The 14,768-nt window shown below is 64.9% G+C and carries 11 protein-coding genes; 4 read left to right on the top strand and 7 right to left on the bottom strand.

The genetic code is table 11. The annotated features are described in order from the left end of the window. Positions 1-114 precede the first annotated feature (114 nt). On the top strand, positions 115-450 hold the full coding sequence (locus BGO47_RS12425) for a hypothetical protein (RefSeq protein ID WP_292712351.1): 336 nt from the start codon (positions 115-117) through the stop codon (positions 448-450). A 153-nt stretch (positions 451-603) separates the two neighbouring features. Here BGO47_RS12425 and BGO47_RS15130 read toward each other — a convergent pair whose 3' ends face one another. From BGO47_RS15130 to BGO47_RS12395, 7 genes are all read right to left on the bottom strand, one after another. Then, on the bottom strand, positions 604-1,239 hold the full coding sequence (locus BGO47_RS15130; protein ID WP_171024259.1) for a metallophosphoesterase: 636 nt from the start codon (positions 1,237-1,239) through the stop codon (positions 604-606). Positions 1,240-1,319: 80 nt separating this feature from the next. Then, on the bottom strand, positions 1,320-1,781 hold the full coding sequence (locus BGO47_RS12420) for a zinc ABC transporter ATPase (RefSeq protein ID WP_138174597.1): 462 nt from the start codon (positions 1,779-1,781) through the stop codon (positions 1,320-1,322). A 128-nt stretch (positions 1,782-1,909) separates the two neighbouring features. Beyond that, complete coding sequence (locus BGO47_RS12415) at positions 1,910-3,115, bottom strand: Wadjet anti-phage system protein JetD domain-containing protein (protein WP_138174595.1); 1,206 nt, start codon at positions 3,113-3,115, stop codon at positions 1,910-1,912. Continuing rightward, positions 3,112-6,522: an SbcC/MukB-like Walker B domain-containing protein gene (locus BGO47_RS12410; RefSeq protein WP_138174593.1), complete on the bottom strand. Its 3,411-nt coding sequence runs from the start codon at positions 6,520-6,522 to the stop codon at positions 3,112-3,114. The genes BGO47_RS12415 and BGO47_RS12410 overlap by 4 nt, the downstream gene beginning before the upstream one ends. Continuing rightward, positions 6,522-7,187 (bottom strand): DUF4194 domain-containing protein, encoded by a 666-nt coding sequence (locus tag BGO47_RS12405; RefSeq protein ID WP_138174591.1) that lies wholly within the window; start codon positions 7,185-7,187, stop codon positions 6,522-6,524. Before BGO47_RS12405 ends, BGO47_RS12410 begins: the two co-directional genes overlap by 1 nt. Beyond that, positions 7,184-8,641, bottom strand: a complete 1,458-nt coding sequence (locus BGO47_RS12400) for a DUF3375 family protein (protein ID WP_292712348.1) — start codon at positions 8,639-8,641, stop codon at positions 7,184-7,186. The genes BGO47_RS12405 and BGO47_RS12400 overlap by 4 nt, the downstream gene beginning before the upstream one ends. A gap of 221 nt (positions 8,642-8,862) precedes the next feature. Then, entirely contained in the window at positions 8,863-11,430 is a 2,568-nt protein-coding gene (locus BGO47_RS12395; RefSeq protein WP_138174587.1) for an AAA family ATPase, read from the bottom strand. 138 nt (positions 11,431-11,568) lie between these two features. Between BGO47_RS12395 and BGO47_RS12390 the strand changes: the two genes are divergently transcribed. The 3 genes from BGO47_RS12390 (at position 11,569) to BGO47_RS12380 (ending at position 14,650) form a co-directional block, all read left to right on the top strand. Continuing rightward, the gene (locus tag BGO47_RS12390) at positions 11,569-11,997 is read left to right on the top strand and encodes a hypothetical protein (protein WP_138174584.1); all 429 of its coding nucleotides are present in this window, start codon (positions 11,569-11,571) and stop codon (positions 11,995-11,997) included. Positions 11,998-12,068: 71 nt separating this feature from the next. Further along, positions 12,069-13,088 carry a PIN domain-containing protein gene (locus tag BGO47_RS12385; RefSeq protein ID WP_138174582.1) on the top strand — a complete coding sequence of 340 codons (1,020 nt, stop codon included), beginning with the start codon at positions 12,069-12,071 and terminating at the stop codon, positions 13,086-13,088. A gap of 176 nt (positions 13,089-13,264) precedes the next feature. Next, the gene (locus BGO47_RS12380; protein WP_292712344.1) at positions 13,265-14,650 is read left to right on the top strand and encodes a hypothetical protein; all 1,386 of its coding nucleotides are present in this window, start codon (positions 13,265-13,267) and stop codon (positions 14,648-14,650) included. Positions 14,651-14,768: the final 118 nt, after the last annotated feature.

Here is a 14,768-nt window from a genome sequence, read left to right as displayed (position 1 = left end):
CCACCATCGACGAGGCGGTGATACTCCCCGAGATCACCGCCGCCTAAACTAACGACAGCTGATCATCGCAACGAAGCGAAAGACCACCACTCAAACGGACGCGGCCCGCACCTCGTGCCGCTGTTCACTGAACTCACCGCTGATGAGACAGCGCCGGTGTGGGCGCGCCGCGCCGTGAGGTTCATCCACCGCCACACCCGCGAGCGTGGTCAGCCGCCGACCTTCCGTGAGGTGTTCGCGGAGCTCGCCGCCCACGACCCCGACGCCGCGGAGCGTCAGGAGGCGTGGTCTTCGGCGTCGGTGCGGTACCTGACGATGGTGCACTGGCGGCGTCGCGGATGGATCCGCTTCCGACGGGAACCGCGTACCCTCCGATCAGGTCCCGCGGCAGGCGAACTGTTTACACTCGGGCCCACGCGGTATACGCCGACGCGGAAGTCCCGCGCCTAGACAGTCCCCGGGGGCGAGTCGGGGTGGGCGGAGTCGAACGCGCCGAGGAGTTCTTCCAGCGCGACCCGTAGCTCGTTGTAGCCCATCGTGTAGAACAGCGCGTCGGAGTTTGAGGTTTCGCTGCCGTCGAGGTCGGTAATGGTCTGGCGGGCCTCACGGATTGCGATGTCGAGCCATGGTTCGGCGTCTGGGAGGCCGCGGATCCACGCGTCGATTTCGGTGAAGGGGACGGGCGTGTAGCCGTGGGCGTCGACGCCGACGTGGAACTGGTGCCCGTTCGGTCCGTGGTCGCGGGCGTGGGTGTAGGAGTGGGATCCCGTCGTCCCAGCGCGGTCGATGGGTGGTGTGCCGATCCGACTCCTGCGAGTCGCCCTTGTATGGGTAGTGAGAAGCGAGGATCCGATACCCGCGTCGGGTGCCTTCGATGACCTCCGGCAGAATCGTCCAACCGGCCGCTTCGTAGAGCGCCGCGAACCGTTCGATCGCCTTCTTCGACTGCGTCGCCGGTGACACCCGGTCGTGGTTTCCGGGGACCAGGAATCGGCGGCCGTGCAGTTGCGCGGTGATACCGATCGATTCCTCGATCGGGCCGAGCGCGACATCTCCGAGGTGGAGCACCACCTCTGTCGGACTGACCGTTTCGTTCCAGCGGCGGATGAGTTCAGCGTTCATCTCGTCGACCGTTGCGAACGGGCGATCCGCGAGTTCGCTGATCCGCGCGTGGCTGAAGTGGGTGTCCGCGGTGACGAAGTCGACCTGGTCGAAGTCGAACCGCGGATACAGGTTCACGACGACGCCCCTCTCGCAGGTGATCGGTGTCTCGCATGATCTGGTGTCTCTAGCGTGCCAGTAGGCGACGACAGGTATCGCTAGAGCTCGTCGAGATCGATCCCGAACTTCCGAGCGACATCGGCGAGCGGGACGTCCGGGCTGTCGGCGGGACGTTCCCGGGCGATGCGGGCGATCTCCTCCGCCTCGGCCGCGTCCTCCACCGCGGCGATCGCCGCCAGCTGCTCGACCAGCACCTCGACGGGCGTATCGTCGGCGGTCGCGCGGCGTCGGATCTCGGCGGCGGCGTGGCCGAGGGTGTACATCCGCTCCCACGGGTGGTCGCCGTGCCGGTCGATGGCGACAGTGTCGCGAGTGTAGCTGCGCTCGTCGCCGGGGACGAGCCAACTTTCGGTGCCGTCCGAGGTGCGGAAGAAGTCGACGTAGCAGTTCCCGCACGGCATCCGGTACACGCCTGGCTCGGTAGGTGCGGATTCGCTGCTCCGCGCGATCATGTCGCGGATGATCTGTTCCCAGTCGGTGTGGTCGTCTGTGTGCGGCACGGTGGTTCCCCTTCCAGCAGAACAGAGCAGTCTGTCATGCCGATGACGCGGTGTCCACGGCATCGGGGATCAGAGCCCGTCCACGTCGGGGTGTCCTCGAGGTGGTCTGGGATGGTGCCACACGAGCGCTAATCGAGGACAGCGGCCTGGTCGATCGCCAGGTTGATGGTGGTTTGCGCTGTGTGCCATGGAATGCGTTCTTGTTCGAGGCGGAGCGGCGGCTGTCCAGCGTCGAGATATTCCAGCGCGGCACGTTCATCTTGCGTGAGGACTGGTTCGGGTGGGTCTACGCGACCGCTCGGGTCGGCGTTCGCGAGTGGTTCGAACTCCCGGACAGTGTCGGCGTGCATGAGTAGGGAGGCGATCTCGGGCACCCTAGCCCGGGCACGCGACAGCAGTGTGATCCCGGCTCGATCGAGGTCTCCCCAGTACCAGGTGCGTGCGGACCGCAGCCATGGGAGCGCGTCGAGCACGTCGAGAAAGTTGCCAAGCGAATGAATCACTACAAGCCCTGCTCGGTCCTCTATTGGCGTCGCGGCCTCCTTGTTCTCGATGATCAGGACGTCATCGGGGGTGAGGGGGAGGCCGGCGACTTCTTCGACGGGTGCTCGGAGTTGGCGGATGCCGCCCACGAGTCGGCGGTCGGCGGGGTCGGCGAGGATGACGTCGACGTGGTTCGGCAGTCGCCGCAGTCCGAGTAGATCGAGGTCGTTGATGTCGAGTTCAGGGTCGACGGCTTCTGCGCCAAGATCAGCCACCCGGTTGGGGATGTCGGTTCGAAGCAGGCAGATGACGATCGCCTTGTGCCGTCCCAGCCACTTGGTGTGGAGACCTGTGACAGGGACTTGGCGGGCGGTGAGCCCGGATGCGGGGTTGTTGCGGAACCATTCCACGACGCGCAGGAGCAGTTCGAAGTCGTAATCGTCGAGGTCGACAATGCGGGGCAGGATCGGCCGCAGCTGGTCGGTGGAGACGTCGAGGTCTGCCAGTTGGGGGTAGCGGGAAATCGCGGTCTGCCAGTGGTTAGCGGTCGCGGGGTCGAGTCCAGCGAGCGCTGTTGGCCCAGGGATGTCGATGTGTGTGTAGACGACCTGAGCGCCAGCGGCCGTGCGGACGGTCGCGGTTCGCAGGCTGGTAGCGGGGTGCAGGTCGTGCCAGGCACGCCACGCATGTAGCCACGTCCGGACGGCCTCTTCTTGTGCGGGGATGGTTGACGCGGTGGGTGGCTGGAGGGGGAAGGTGATCTGTTCAGGGGAGGATTGTGTGAGCCAGGCGCGCCAGGACGACTTGTAGCGGGTGGTGATAAGACGTTCAACGTCTGCGGGGCTCCTCACGCGGCTTCCTCGATACTGAGCGCTTCGCTGATCGTCATCTCGAAGATGCGCACGCCCTGCGGGTTGGCTGGGTCGGAGTTGATGTATGCGACGGTTTCCACGTGGGACTCGAACGCCGTTGCCTTCTCACGCGGCGCGCCGATGATGAGCTGGAACCCGAGCGCGGACAAGGCGGCGAGGGCCCGTCCGGTGTAGTCGCTATCGGCTTTGACAAATCCTTCATCGAGCACGATCGACGCGTAGGTGGGAGGGGCGTCCGTTCCTTCGCCCAGCCGATATCTCAGGGCTGCGCCGAGGATGAATGCGATGAGTTCCTGCCCCTCCCCGCCGCTCATCCCGGAGACACCGTCGTGCACGATTTCGACGCCGTCGGCTCTCTTCTCGATTGCCTTGAACTCGACGTGTTCGCGCGCGTCGAATACGCGGCGACGCCAGCTCTCGCCGGTTCGGGTGAGGTCGTCGAGGAGGGCCAGTTTGCGGCGCAGCCGGTTGAAGTCGCGTTCGATCTTCTCCGCGTCGCGTTCGATGGATTGGTGGAGGGTGTTGCTGGTGTACTCCGAGATCGTGGAGCGGAACTCGTTGAGCTCACCGCTGGGTTTGTCGGAGACGTCGATCGTGAGGGTGGAGTCGACGCGGAACGCCACACGCTCGAGAACCCTATCGATGGGGGCGAGGCCTCGGACGATTGAGCGGCGATCGTCATCGATCTGGACGAGAAGTCCTCGCAGCTGTGTGTTCATGTCCTGGTCGACCTGCTCGAGCCAGCGTTGCTTGGTGCGGGGGAGGTCATCGGTGAGCAGCTGGTCGTGAATGGAGAGCAGCGCCGGCAGGCTGTCGATGCTCTCGTCGATTTCCCTCTGGTTTCGATCCTCCAGGCCGCGGAATGCACGGATGGTGGCGAGGACAGCGGTCTCGAGTGCTTCGCGTTCCTTCCTGAGTGAGACGAGCTGGTTCTGCAGATCCGTGGCCGCTTGCCCGTAGCTGGCTTCGATTGCCGCACGGAGCGCGCGACCCGTCGCCGTCGTGACATCGACGGGAGGTGCGAGGAATCCGAGTGTGCCGGTGGCCTCGCGTTCGTCGGCGTCCAACACGGCGGAGTCGTCGATGAGAAGAGATGACTCGTCTTCCAGGTCGACCAGCACTCCCCACGCTGCGTTCAGAGTCGTGAGCTTCGTCTCGATCTCGCGTGCGTGCAGCTCCGACTCGGTCATTTCTGTTCGCGCGTCGTCCAGTTGCTTCTGGAGTTCGGTGACTTCGGGGGTGTTGGCCTCGGCGATCTCCTCTTGGAGCTGTCGCACCTGGTCGGCTGCAGGTGCCGTATCGATGGATGACCAGTCGAGTTCTTCGAGGAGTGTCGTGAGGCGCTGTGCCCGATCGCGTGCGTCGTCGCGTGTGGCTTGAGCGGTGTTGGACGCGGCGTCAGCGGGTGCCAGTTCCGCGGTAAGCGACGCGAGGTTCTGCTCAAGGTCGCGGCGTAGATCGGCGGTGTCCCAGCCGATGAACGAGTACCTCTGTACCGAGTCGTCCTTCGCGAACCGTCCGAATGCTGCGGTGCGCATCCCTGCGCGGGTGACGGCGCCGTTGAGGTGTGACGCACGTTTGGTGTCCAGATCCGAGTCGCGTTCCACGAGCTGGTAGGAGAATCGGTCGACGAGCTCGTTGAGTACCCACGGGGCGAACGGTGAGTCCGCCAGTTCGACAATCGCCGGTACGGTGCCGGGTACCGGCTCGCGCTGAGAGCCCTGTTCGCGAACGGGAACGAGCGACACGTGCATCCGGGTGTCATGCTCATTGATGAATCGCCGAACGGTGATGAAGTGTTCCTGATCGACGACGAGATCCTTGGCGACGCCGCGCAGAACACTGAAGACGGCAGCCTCCCATGATTGGTGCTCGGCCTTGATCTGGATGAGTTCACCGAAGAAATGCAGCCGGTCCAGCGGCACGTTGGTAGCTGCGGCGATGTCGGCGCGCAGCTGAGCCGCCTCGGGAGAGATGTTGGATCGTCGGGAGCTGAGTTGATGCAGCTCGTGTGCGACCGACTTCCGTTGTCCGGCGATCATGCCCGCGCGGAGCACCGCAGCCTTGGCCTCGGCGTCAAGAGCGATCTGTTGGGTCTCCAGTTGGGTGCGCATATCGCTGAGGTCGTCCTGCAGAAGCAACAGATCACCCTGCGAGGCGGGCAGGGTGCGGTCGAACTCAGATAGGCGACGGGAGACGGCTGCGCGGTGAATGCCGATCCGGTCCAGGTTGTGCTGGGCGGTGTCGAGTTGGACCTTGAGGAGGGGTGCTTTGTCTCCGCCGGCCGAGGTGAGGCTGAGCAGGAGGTTGTCGAACGTTGTCTTCGCGTGTGTCCTTCGCGTGTTCGCTGCCTGCAGATCTTCGTTGGTCTCTGCCGTCGTCAGGCGATTGTCATCGATCCGTGCGCGCAACCAGTCGAGGAGCTTGTGGGCGTGCCAGATCCGTAGGCGCGCGGGGGTCCCTTCGGCCCGCTCCAAGAGGAGTGAAGTCTTGCGTGTGTGGTCTTTGCCCGCGTGCTGGTACTTCTCGGCGAGCTGAGGGAGGCGGGTGAGGGTCTCCAGCTGGCGTCGGGTGGCTTCGTACTCGTCATACAGACGTGACGCCTCTCGGTACGCCTCGAGCGCGGTTCCCCACCGGTCGAGCGCGAGCGGCTCGGTGAGCACAAACTCCTTGAACAGCGCGTTGATGTTGAAAATGCCTTTGGAGGCCTGGGCGCGGCGCAGCAGGTGCATGGCAAGGCGCTGGGATTCGTCGGACTTGCCCATCTCCATCACGGAGCGCATCTTCGCGTGGATCTTGCTCTGTGAGGAATCGACGAGATCACCGCGGCTGGTGTCGATCAGGCCGCTGAGCGTCGTCTTGGTCAGGGGCGATGAGCCGGAGCGGACACCGGTGAGCCCGTTCAGGCGGTCCAGGTCGAAGTCGCCGGAGACGAACCCGTAGATCGTATTCGCGTTGATCGCGTCGGCGCCGGTGGTGTCGCTGGCAACCCATGCGAGTCGAAACACCGTGACCCGTCGGCCATCGTCATGAGCCCACGTGATCGCAGCGCCGCTGGCGAACCCGTTTGTGCCGGGTGGACGCACGTAGGTGGTTGTGCCGGAGCGTCGGTTCTCGTCACGCCGCCGGTCAGTGAGCCCACGCGCGTACGTGTATACGGTGCGCTCGCGCTTCTGGCCTTTGTCGTCGCGTGCGGCCTGGTTGAACTCTTGCGGGTTGGGAAGGATGACCGAGGCCATCGCATCGAGCAGGGTGGACTTGCCGCGTCCGGACGGTCCGAGGATCGCGGTGCCGGCACGTTCGACATGCATGACCTGTAGGTCGGAGTATCCGCCCCAGTTCAGGACCTGGACCTTCTCGATGCGGAACTGCCCATTGATTAGCATCAGGACTCCTCGTCAAGGAGCTGGGCTGAGTTTTCGGTGCCATTCCCGTCATTTGCGGTGGCGCCTGCCCCGAGCCGGTATGCCGCTTCCAGCCGCGTCAGTTCATCGACACCGACAAGAGGTACCACGACTGGCGAGATCGTGTAGAGGTAGTCGGCGTCAGGGTCCTGGTTGAGCAGCCGCAGATCCTGCAGCTGCCGGATGGCGGCGGTGACGCGACGATCGAACTTCGCCTGGTCGCCGTCGTCATCCTGGCGGTAGGCGCTAAGGAACTCGTCGATCTGAGCCCGGGTGACCACGACGAGCTCGTCCTGGGGGTCGGCGTGGGCGCACTCCTGGCAGAGAAAGATGAGCAGGAACGAGGCGTCGCGACTGAGCGGGCGATCTTTGCGGAGGATGCGGGGAGTGTCCTCCTCCATGATCTGCCGTTTGAATGCGACGCCGTGGTCGTGGTCGATCTCCAGTGTCAGGTAGAGATCTGCGAGGCGGCCGCGGATCTCTTCTTCATACCCACGCAGGATGTCCCACACGGCGCGATTCCTCGTCCGGGTGATGAACCGGTTCGTGAGAAGCACGACGAGCGCGCGGCGGGCACCGTCAGGGAAATCCTCGGGGGCGTCAGGCGCTAGCTCTCCTGTATCGGTGGTGCCGTGTCCGTCGCTCATTCGTGCTCACCGATCATGATGGGTGTGTCGAAGCGTAGATGGGGGAGCGCGACGTGGAGTGCACGTTCCTGCGCGGGCTGGAGTGCGACGCGATCTCTGATGTGGTCTGATACCTGGCCGTAGGTGATGGCTAGATCAAGGAGGGAGACGAGTGCTCCCAGCCGTCGGAAGTCTGGCGGCGTCGCGTCGAAGACTTCGCTGCCGGTCACCGCACCGCGCTCACGGATCAGCCGGTTCACGGTCCGGGCGACGACTCTCGGGCTCGTCCCAGCCGCCAGCCGCAACGCCTCACGATCCGCAGTCGGGAGGTCTGCGTGCGGCGAGATCGCGCGGACCTGAACCTCTTGAGGTCCCCGGTCGATCCAAAACTGGGTCTGGGAGATGTCGGTGGTGTCGATCGTTCCGATGCCGAGCACGTCGCTGTCGATCACCGCGGGGCCGGGGTGCCGTTCGACCCATTCGGCGCCGGCGCTGAGCGCCCGGTCAGCGAGGGCGAGGAGGCGCCGGTGCTTCTCGTGTGTGCTCCTGGTGAGGAAGCGCCGCAGTGACGAGGTCCATTTGACGTAGCTCTGCTGTACGCGAAGTTGCGCGGCGAGCAGGGTCGAGAACATCGTCTCGAGCTGCGCCCGCTCGGTCACAGTCATGTGCTCGCGGGCGAACTCCTGGGAGAGGATCTGATCGATGTCGTCCGGGATGGATTGGGCCTGCTTGGACGTCAACAGCCTCGAAAACCCTTGGTAGGAGCGGCCCTCGGGGGTGTCGCCGAGGAGGTCGTGCTCGTGGAGGTAGTCCTCGACGAGCTCTGCTTTGGTAGGACCGTCGGCCATCGCTCGTCGGGCGACTCGCTGGTGACGGTCCTCGACAAGGGTGCGCAGTTGCCGGAAGTCCGCAGGCAGCGTGCGGGTCATCGCCAAGATCTCACGCAGCTGCTGTTGCTGCTCCTCCACGGTAGACAGCCGGGTCCGACCAGACTTGATGTCGTCCCGCTGCTTCTTGAGCCGGGAGATCTCCCGATCGATCCGACGAACCTGCACGCGCCGGTCGGGGTTGGTCATATCCGCGAGCGTGTGGACGGCATGCGCGATGCTCTCTAACCGAGCCGTGGTGACAGTGGTTTCACCGTCGACGATCTCACGGACGAACTGCAGGGCTCGCAGCGAGTAGGCGGAGAGCCGGTATCGCAGGCGGCCAGCGTCCATCTCCGTTTCCAGCCACCGGTCCTCGACCCACTTTTTACAGTGCTCGGCGGGAGTACGATCTCCCGTCATGCTCGGCAAGGCGTCGATGGTCTCAGCGACCCGCTCATGGAACCACTCCGCGGAGACGGAACCATCGATGGTCCCCAGGTGGGTGGCGAACAGCGGCAGGACCCAGTCGCGACTGTATGCGCCGAGAAGACGAAGAGTCGGGTTGGTGTCGACGGCTTCAGCCAACTGCTGTGGTGTTGCTGTCAACGGGTCCCCCCTGCCGGCCTCAGGTGTCGCCAGTATCTCCTATACCGACGACACGGTGCCGCTTTGGCGGGCGGACGGGGGCTCGAGGAGGGCGAGGATGCGTGCGCCTGGGCACCCTCATCCGCCAGATGCCCTCGGCGGTATGTGGTCGGGGTCGGCAGCCCGGGGTACGTAGCGTTCTTGTCGAGGCCGGGGTCTCCTCCCACCCGAACGACGGCCAATCACGCGCCGGCGCTGAGGTACGCGGCTCTGGCCTCGCTCAACTCTGCCCAGTGCGCCTCGAGGCCGGCCAGAGTGGGGCTGACGTTCAGGGTGGGGAGCGGCTGGGAGTGTCCGTCGATGTAGCGGCAGGCTTCTTCGAACACGCGGTTCACAGTCTCGATAGCGGCAGGCAGGGCGGCCGTCTTGATGTTCGGTAGCGCGGTCATCCGCACGTTGGGCTGGTAACGCTGCGTCACCCCCTGCAGCAGCTCAGTTTCGGTGAACACCTCGCACCAGGCCCGGATCCAGTCGTAGCCGGTGCGTACGAGCGCGGCGCGCGCATCACCCTGCTGGGACTTGGCGGCCTGGATGGTCTCGTTGATGTTCTTCTTCAGATTGCTGATGCTGTCCCAGCGGGGCCCGGTAGCTCGGGTGACCTGCCCCTTGCCGTCCTCGTCGGTGATGTGGAAGTACGAGCATCGTTTGGACGCTGCCATCAGGTTCAGCAGTGTGGTGGCGAAGAAGATGTCGTGGGTGAACACGATCACCTGGGTCGTGTCGGCGAGTGCCGCGACACGCTGCGCGACCTCGTTGATGCGGCGATGATCGAGACTGGAGACCGGGTCGTCGAAGATCACCGGTGCGGTGATGCCGGCGAGGCGTGCTTCGGCGAGAAAGTCCGCCATCGCGAGAACCTTCTGCTCGCCCTCGGAGAGGACCTTCGACGGCTTGTGCTTGCCGGTGAGGACCTTGCGGCGGTGCGCTCGTCCCTGACGGCCCACGAACTCGACTTGAAGTTCGGGTGCACGGAGCGCGGTGCGTTCTTCGGCGAACAGCGCGTCGAAGCTTTCGTTGATCATCTGGTCGCTCGCGGTTTTGGCAAGGCCAGTGACCGCGCGTAGTAGCGCAGGCATGGGCTTGGCGAGCAGTGCGAGGCGGTCGGCTTGTTTCGCGTCGCGCACCTGTTGTTCGATGATCGCCCAGGACCGGGCGAGTTCGGCGGCAGCTTCGAGTTCGACCAGTTCCTTCTTCTTCTCAGCGAGTGTTTCCGCGCGCCGCGCGGCTTGTCCTCGCAGTTCCACCAGGGCGCCGCTGGTGGTCTCGAGTGCTTCGGTGAGGCCATCTGCGTCGGCGGCCACGTGAGCCAGGAGGTCGGCTGTGACGGGGGTGTTGTCGCGGAGGTGGTCAAGGAGCGCGGTGGCAGTGCTGAGCGTGCGTTCCAGCAGTGGCAAGAACACGGGCTGCGGGTTGCTCGTGGCGTGGTCGCGCGCGTAGGCGTCGACATCGCTGGTCCGGATGCCGAACACGGGTGAGGTCAGGGCGCTGAGCCGCCCCTTGGCGGCTTCGATGTCGCCGGCGATCTTTTCCTCGAGGAACTCGGAATACTTTCCGATCAGCGCCCGTGCCGGGTCACTGAGCGGTTGGCGGCAGTAGAGGCACCGGTCTGCGTCGTGCGCGTCGTGTGCGCTCAGGTGTGCTTCGTACTCCTCACCGGCCTGGATGAACCGGGTCCAGGTGTCGTCGGGGGCGGCGGGCAGGTCCGCCGCTTCGAACAGCGCCGCGCGGAAGGCTCGATACTCCTCCTGCAGGTACGCCAGGGCGGTGAGCTCGCTGCTGTACGTGGCGGGGCTGAACCGACCGAGAATCTGTGCGGCCGTGCTCGCCTCGGCTAGGACACGCTCGGCGCGTTGTTGCAGGGTGATCTCGGCGCTGATCGTGTCGGCCTCCAGCGCGGCCACGGTGCGGCGCAGTGTCCCGATGCGGGTATCAGCGTCGGTGTGGTGGTCGGCCATCGCCCTGAGCTGGTCCAGGTCTGTCGCGGCGCCGAGCGTCTCGATCAGCGGGTACACCGACGCCGCTCGCGGGAATCGGCCCAGCAGTCCTGTGGGGCCGGATCGCAGGTCGCTGATTGCCGCATCAATGCGGGCCTGGACGGCCTTGATTCCGGCGATGACGTGGTTGAACAAGGCAAGCGCGGCGGGGACGTACACATACTCGAGGTCTTCGTCGACATGGAAGCTCACCGATGGGCTGTCGAAGATCGAGATGCGCGTGAACGGGGCAACCCCCCGTTGCCCTGTCCAGGCGTACGTCTTCGCTTCCGCTCCGAGTTGGTAGCCGATCGTCGCGGACGGGGATTGCGGCGCCGTCGCCTCGATATCCCCGAGGATGACGTCCGCGGTGCGGCTGGCAGCAAGCGCTTTGAAGATTCTCGAGTACCCGGTCTTGCCGGTGCCGTTCTCACCGAACAGAATGGTGAGGCCCTGATGCGGTTCGATGACCCCACCACCGATCAGAGCGTTCACCCCCGCAACCTCTGACAGTGAGGTCACGGTCAAAGGTTCGAGCGCCTCGTCCTCCCCGTCGATCATCGCGAGCTGATCCTCGGTCGACAGTTCCCGGGCGTCCAGCGCCTTCTCTTGCCGGAACAGCGTGTACGCGTGGTCCTCTTCGTCGGAGTTGAGAGGGCCAGCTCCGGTGAGTACGACGCGCACGATGTACCGCACCCATTCGTCGGAACTGTTCGCCCACGCGCCAAGAAGCTGACGGGGGTCCACCCGTGTGTCCGCTTGCACCGCGTCCGTCATCGACCGACCTCCGTCGCGACAGCGGTGTCCATGGAACGCGCTGCTCACCGCCGACTCTATCGTCGCCCTGACAGGACGCCGAGCTGTGCGTCGCGCGGGCCGCTGGAGTTGGTGCGGGAGATGGGGCACGCTGATCGGATGACTGAACGAAACACCTGGCCACGCAACCGGTCGACGCTTCCTGGCGGTGGCCTGTCGACGCTTCCTGGTGGCGGCTTGTCCACCCTGCCGGGTGACGGGGCCTCTACGCTTCCCGGCGGTGGTCTGTCGACACTCCCAGGTGGTGGCCTGTCGACCCTTCCTGGTGGCGGTTTATCCACGCTCCCTGGTGGCGGTATGTCGACGCTTCCTGGCGGTGGTCTGTCGACGCTTCCCGGGGGCGGCTTGTCTACGCTTCCTGGCGGAGGTCTCTCCTCGCTGCCTGGGGGTGGGCTGTATGACGGTGCAGACCCGAACCCGTACCGCTCGAATCAGCCACCCATGACCCACTTCATCCCCTACCTCCGCCATCAGGGGCTGAACGATGTCGCCGATCTGCTGGCGCGTGCTCACGGGCTGAACCTGTAACGAATCACGAGCTCTGCTTCATCGGAGCGGCCCCACGTTCACCTTGACACTCCACCGGGTACCGTCGAGCTGTGTTCTTGCTGCTTGACGCCAACGTGATCGTCGGCAATCCGCTTCTGCGCGGGCGGCAGTGGGACGCCGTCGCGGATGCGGTCGCTTCCGAAGCGCTCGATCTTTATGTGCCCGAGCTTGCGGTCGATGAAGCCGTGGCACGGTACCGCGACAGTGCAGCATTGCGTGAACGCGAGGCGAAGAAGGCTCTCAAGACATGGCCGCCGAGGTCACGGGAACTCGTCCAGGAAGCCATCAACGCTTCAGAGTCCTTCGCCGCCGAGTACGAGAGTCTTCTGCGGGCGCGCCTCGAACAGATGGGTGCAGAGATCGTCGGCTACCCGGAGGTAGAGCATCGTGAGGTCGCGTTGCGGGCGATCTCACGGTCGGCACCGTTCGACAGGGAGGGCAACGGATACCGTGACGCGCTGCACTGGTACGTCTTTGTCGATCTGCTTCTCACGTGCGAACCCGAAGATCCGCACGCGTTTCTTCTGTCGGCTGACAAGCGTGCGTTCGGACCAGCGCGACGGCGCGAACTCTTGGCCGAGATCGAGAAACTCGATGTGGAGTGGGAGGTGAAGATCCTTGAAAGCATCTCCGATTTCAAGGTTCCCGGGCAGTTCCTCGATGACGAGGGCTCATTGGACTACGAGCAGGAGCGACAGCTTCACGACGCGGTACAGGATGCGGTGCTGGCAGGCGGAACACCCAAGGACTTCACTCACTCGCTGGCAGCGAAGACCGAGTTCGACGTTGCTGATGTGCTTGAAGTCTTGTTACTGGATGTGAACGTGGAAGGGGTGCAGATCGAGCGAAAGTCGCGCGATCTATGGATCAACTACACCGCCCAGGCAACGTGCCTCGTGAAGCTCGAGAGCGTCGAGATCCTCGACGAGGACGCCGGCGACTACGCCACCCATCGGGACACCGCCGTATGGGTCCTGGATCTCAGCGGCAATGCTTACTCGTCAGGGAACCGCATCGACGAGGTCGCCTCCCTGCGTCTCGACACCATCGAAGGAGACGCACCGGCATAGATCGAAGGAGACGCACCGGCATAGACAGTGGGCGGGTAGGAGCTACCTCGAGGGCCGCCGGCGCGGCCGCCGCTGTTCAGGTGGGGCGTGCATCTGATCGGCACTCGGCTGTCCTCGCTTTATGTCGGCGGCCTTCGCGGTTCGGCGGTGACGCTCGGCAAGTCATCATGGACTTCGTGTACCGACGCCGAGTGTTCGAGGTTGCAAATGAGCTCGGCGTTGACGTGCGCACCGTGCTCGACGCGCTGCGGAGCCTGGGTGAGGCGGAAGTGCGCCCTGAGGCGCAGCTGAGTGAGTCGCTCGCTCGCAAGGTGCGAGTGCATTTGAATGGTGGCGGGGCTGTGCCGGAGCGGCGGCGGGGTGTGGAGCCAGCGCGCCGCCGGTCGAGGTTTGCTCAAGGCATTCGGGAGCAGCATGACGACGCAATCCGTCGCGTCATCCCCACCATCGCGGCGGGCTTGACCGTTGCCGCTCGGCTGCCCGAGGGTAACGAAGTCATCGTCGCATTCCACAACCGTGACGCCGTCGCGCGGTACGGGTTCTGCACCCTGTCGGGCGGGCCGCTGCCACCCACTGTGCTCAACGCTTCGGATGCACGGAGGCTGTTGGCGCCGTTGCGGGACGTTGACCGCGACTATGTCGCTCGCGGGTGGACGCCACCCAATCTCTACATCGCCTTCGACCTCGCCCATCAACACGTCTGGCTAGGAAGGTCGCTGAAGACGATCGGGCATCCTGGTGAACGATTGGCTGCGGACTCGCTCGTGCGGGTGCCACCCCCTAGCGCCGGTGAACCGCCCCGCATCAACCCTCGCGCACAGCTCTTCACCGCCAACAAAGTGCCGTCCGTCGTCGCGGCGGTCGGCGAGGGGTCGGATCGTCCCGAAGAAGCGTTCCTCCTTCACGAAGAGCTTCTGCGTCTGGCTGTCGACAGCCTCGTCGACGCGGACGTTCTCGATCCGCTGCCCGTGCATATCAACGCGATCTGGTTCTTCGCGCGCCCGATCGTGATGCAGCGGGCGGGCGACAGCGACCGCCATGTCCGCGCGGTCTGGTACCGGCAGGGCGGCTCGATGTGGCGCATACGCACATACGTTGCTGGCGTTGCGGGATCCGGCGCGGTCAATGTCAAACAGGTCGGGCCGCAGCTGTCCGGCCGCGTGCCATTCGTCCCGGTCTGGGATGACACCCGACCGGAACAGAAACTGCTTGCCGCGGTGTGGGCGTTAATGGCCCAGGGCGGCATAACTGAGTCGGAACGCGTCACAGGCGTCGTCGTGCCCAGCGGCGAGCCGCAGGGCGAGCTGACGATCGTGCGCGTGCAAGCGGGCAGCGATCACGTATCCGTCTATCGAGAGGGGAGCGACGGCGAGCCGCCCGATCGTGCGGCCTGGTCGGTTCGCGGCCACTGGCGGCGACAGCCCTACCCCTCACTCGGGCTCGACGACGACGGCCACGTGCGCACCCGACTGATCTGGATCGCGTCGTATGTGAAGGGTTCCCACGGAGCACCAGTCGAACCCAAGGTAATCGTGGTCAGTTCAAGGCCGGGAGAGGCCTGAGGGCCGACACGACCGGCAGTTGAAGGTTCTCGATACGAGATGCCAATTCCACGAGGTCTTTCGAGCGAGTTGCGAATTGCAGTGTCGTGGGGACGTAATCGCCGCCGCCGCCGCTGCC

The organism is Microbacterium sp. 67-17 (assembly GCF_001898325.1).
Lineage (GTDB): Bacteria > Actinomycetota > Actinomycetes > Actinomycetales > Microbacteriaceae > Microbacterium > Microbacterium schleiferi.
The sequence above is the reverse complement of the archived record's forward strand: the minus strand, read 5'-3'. Positions and strand labels throughout refer to the sequence as shown.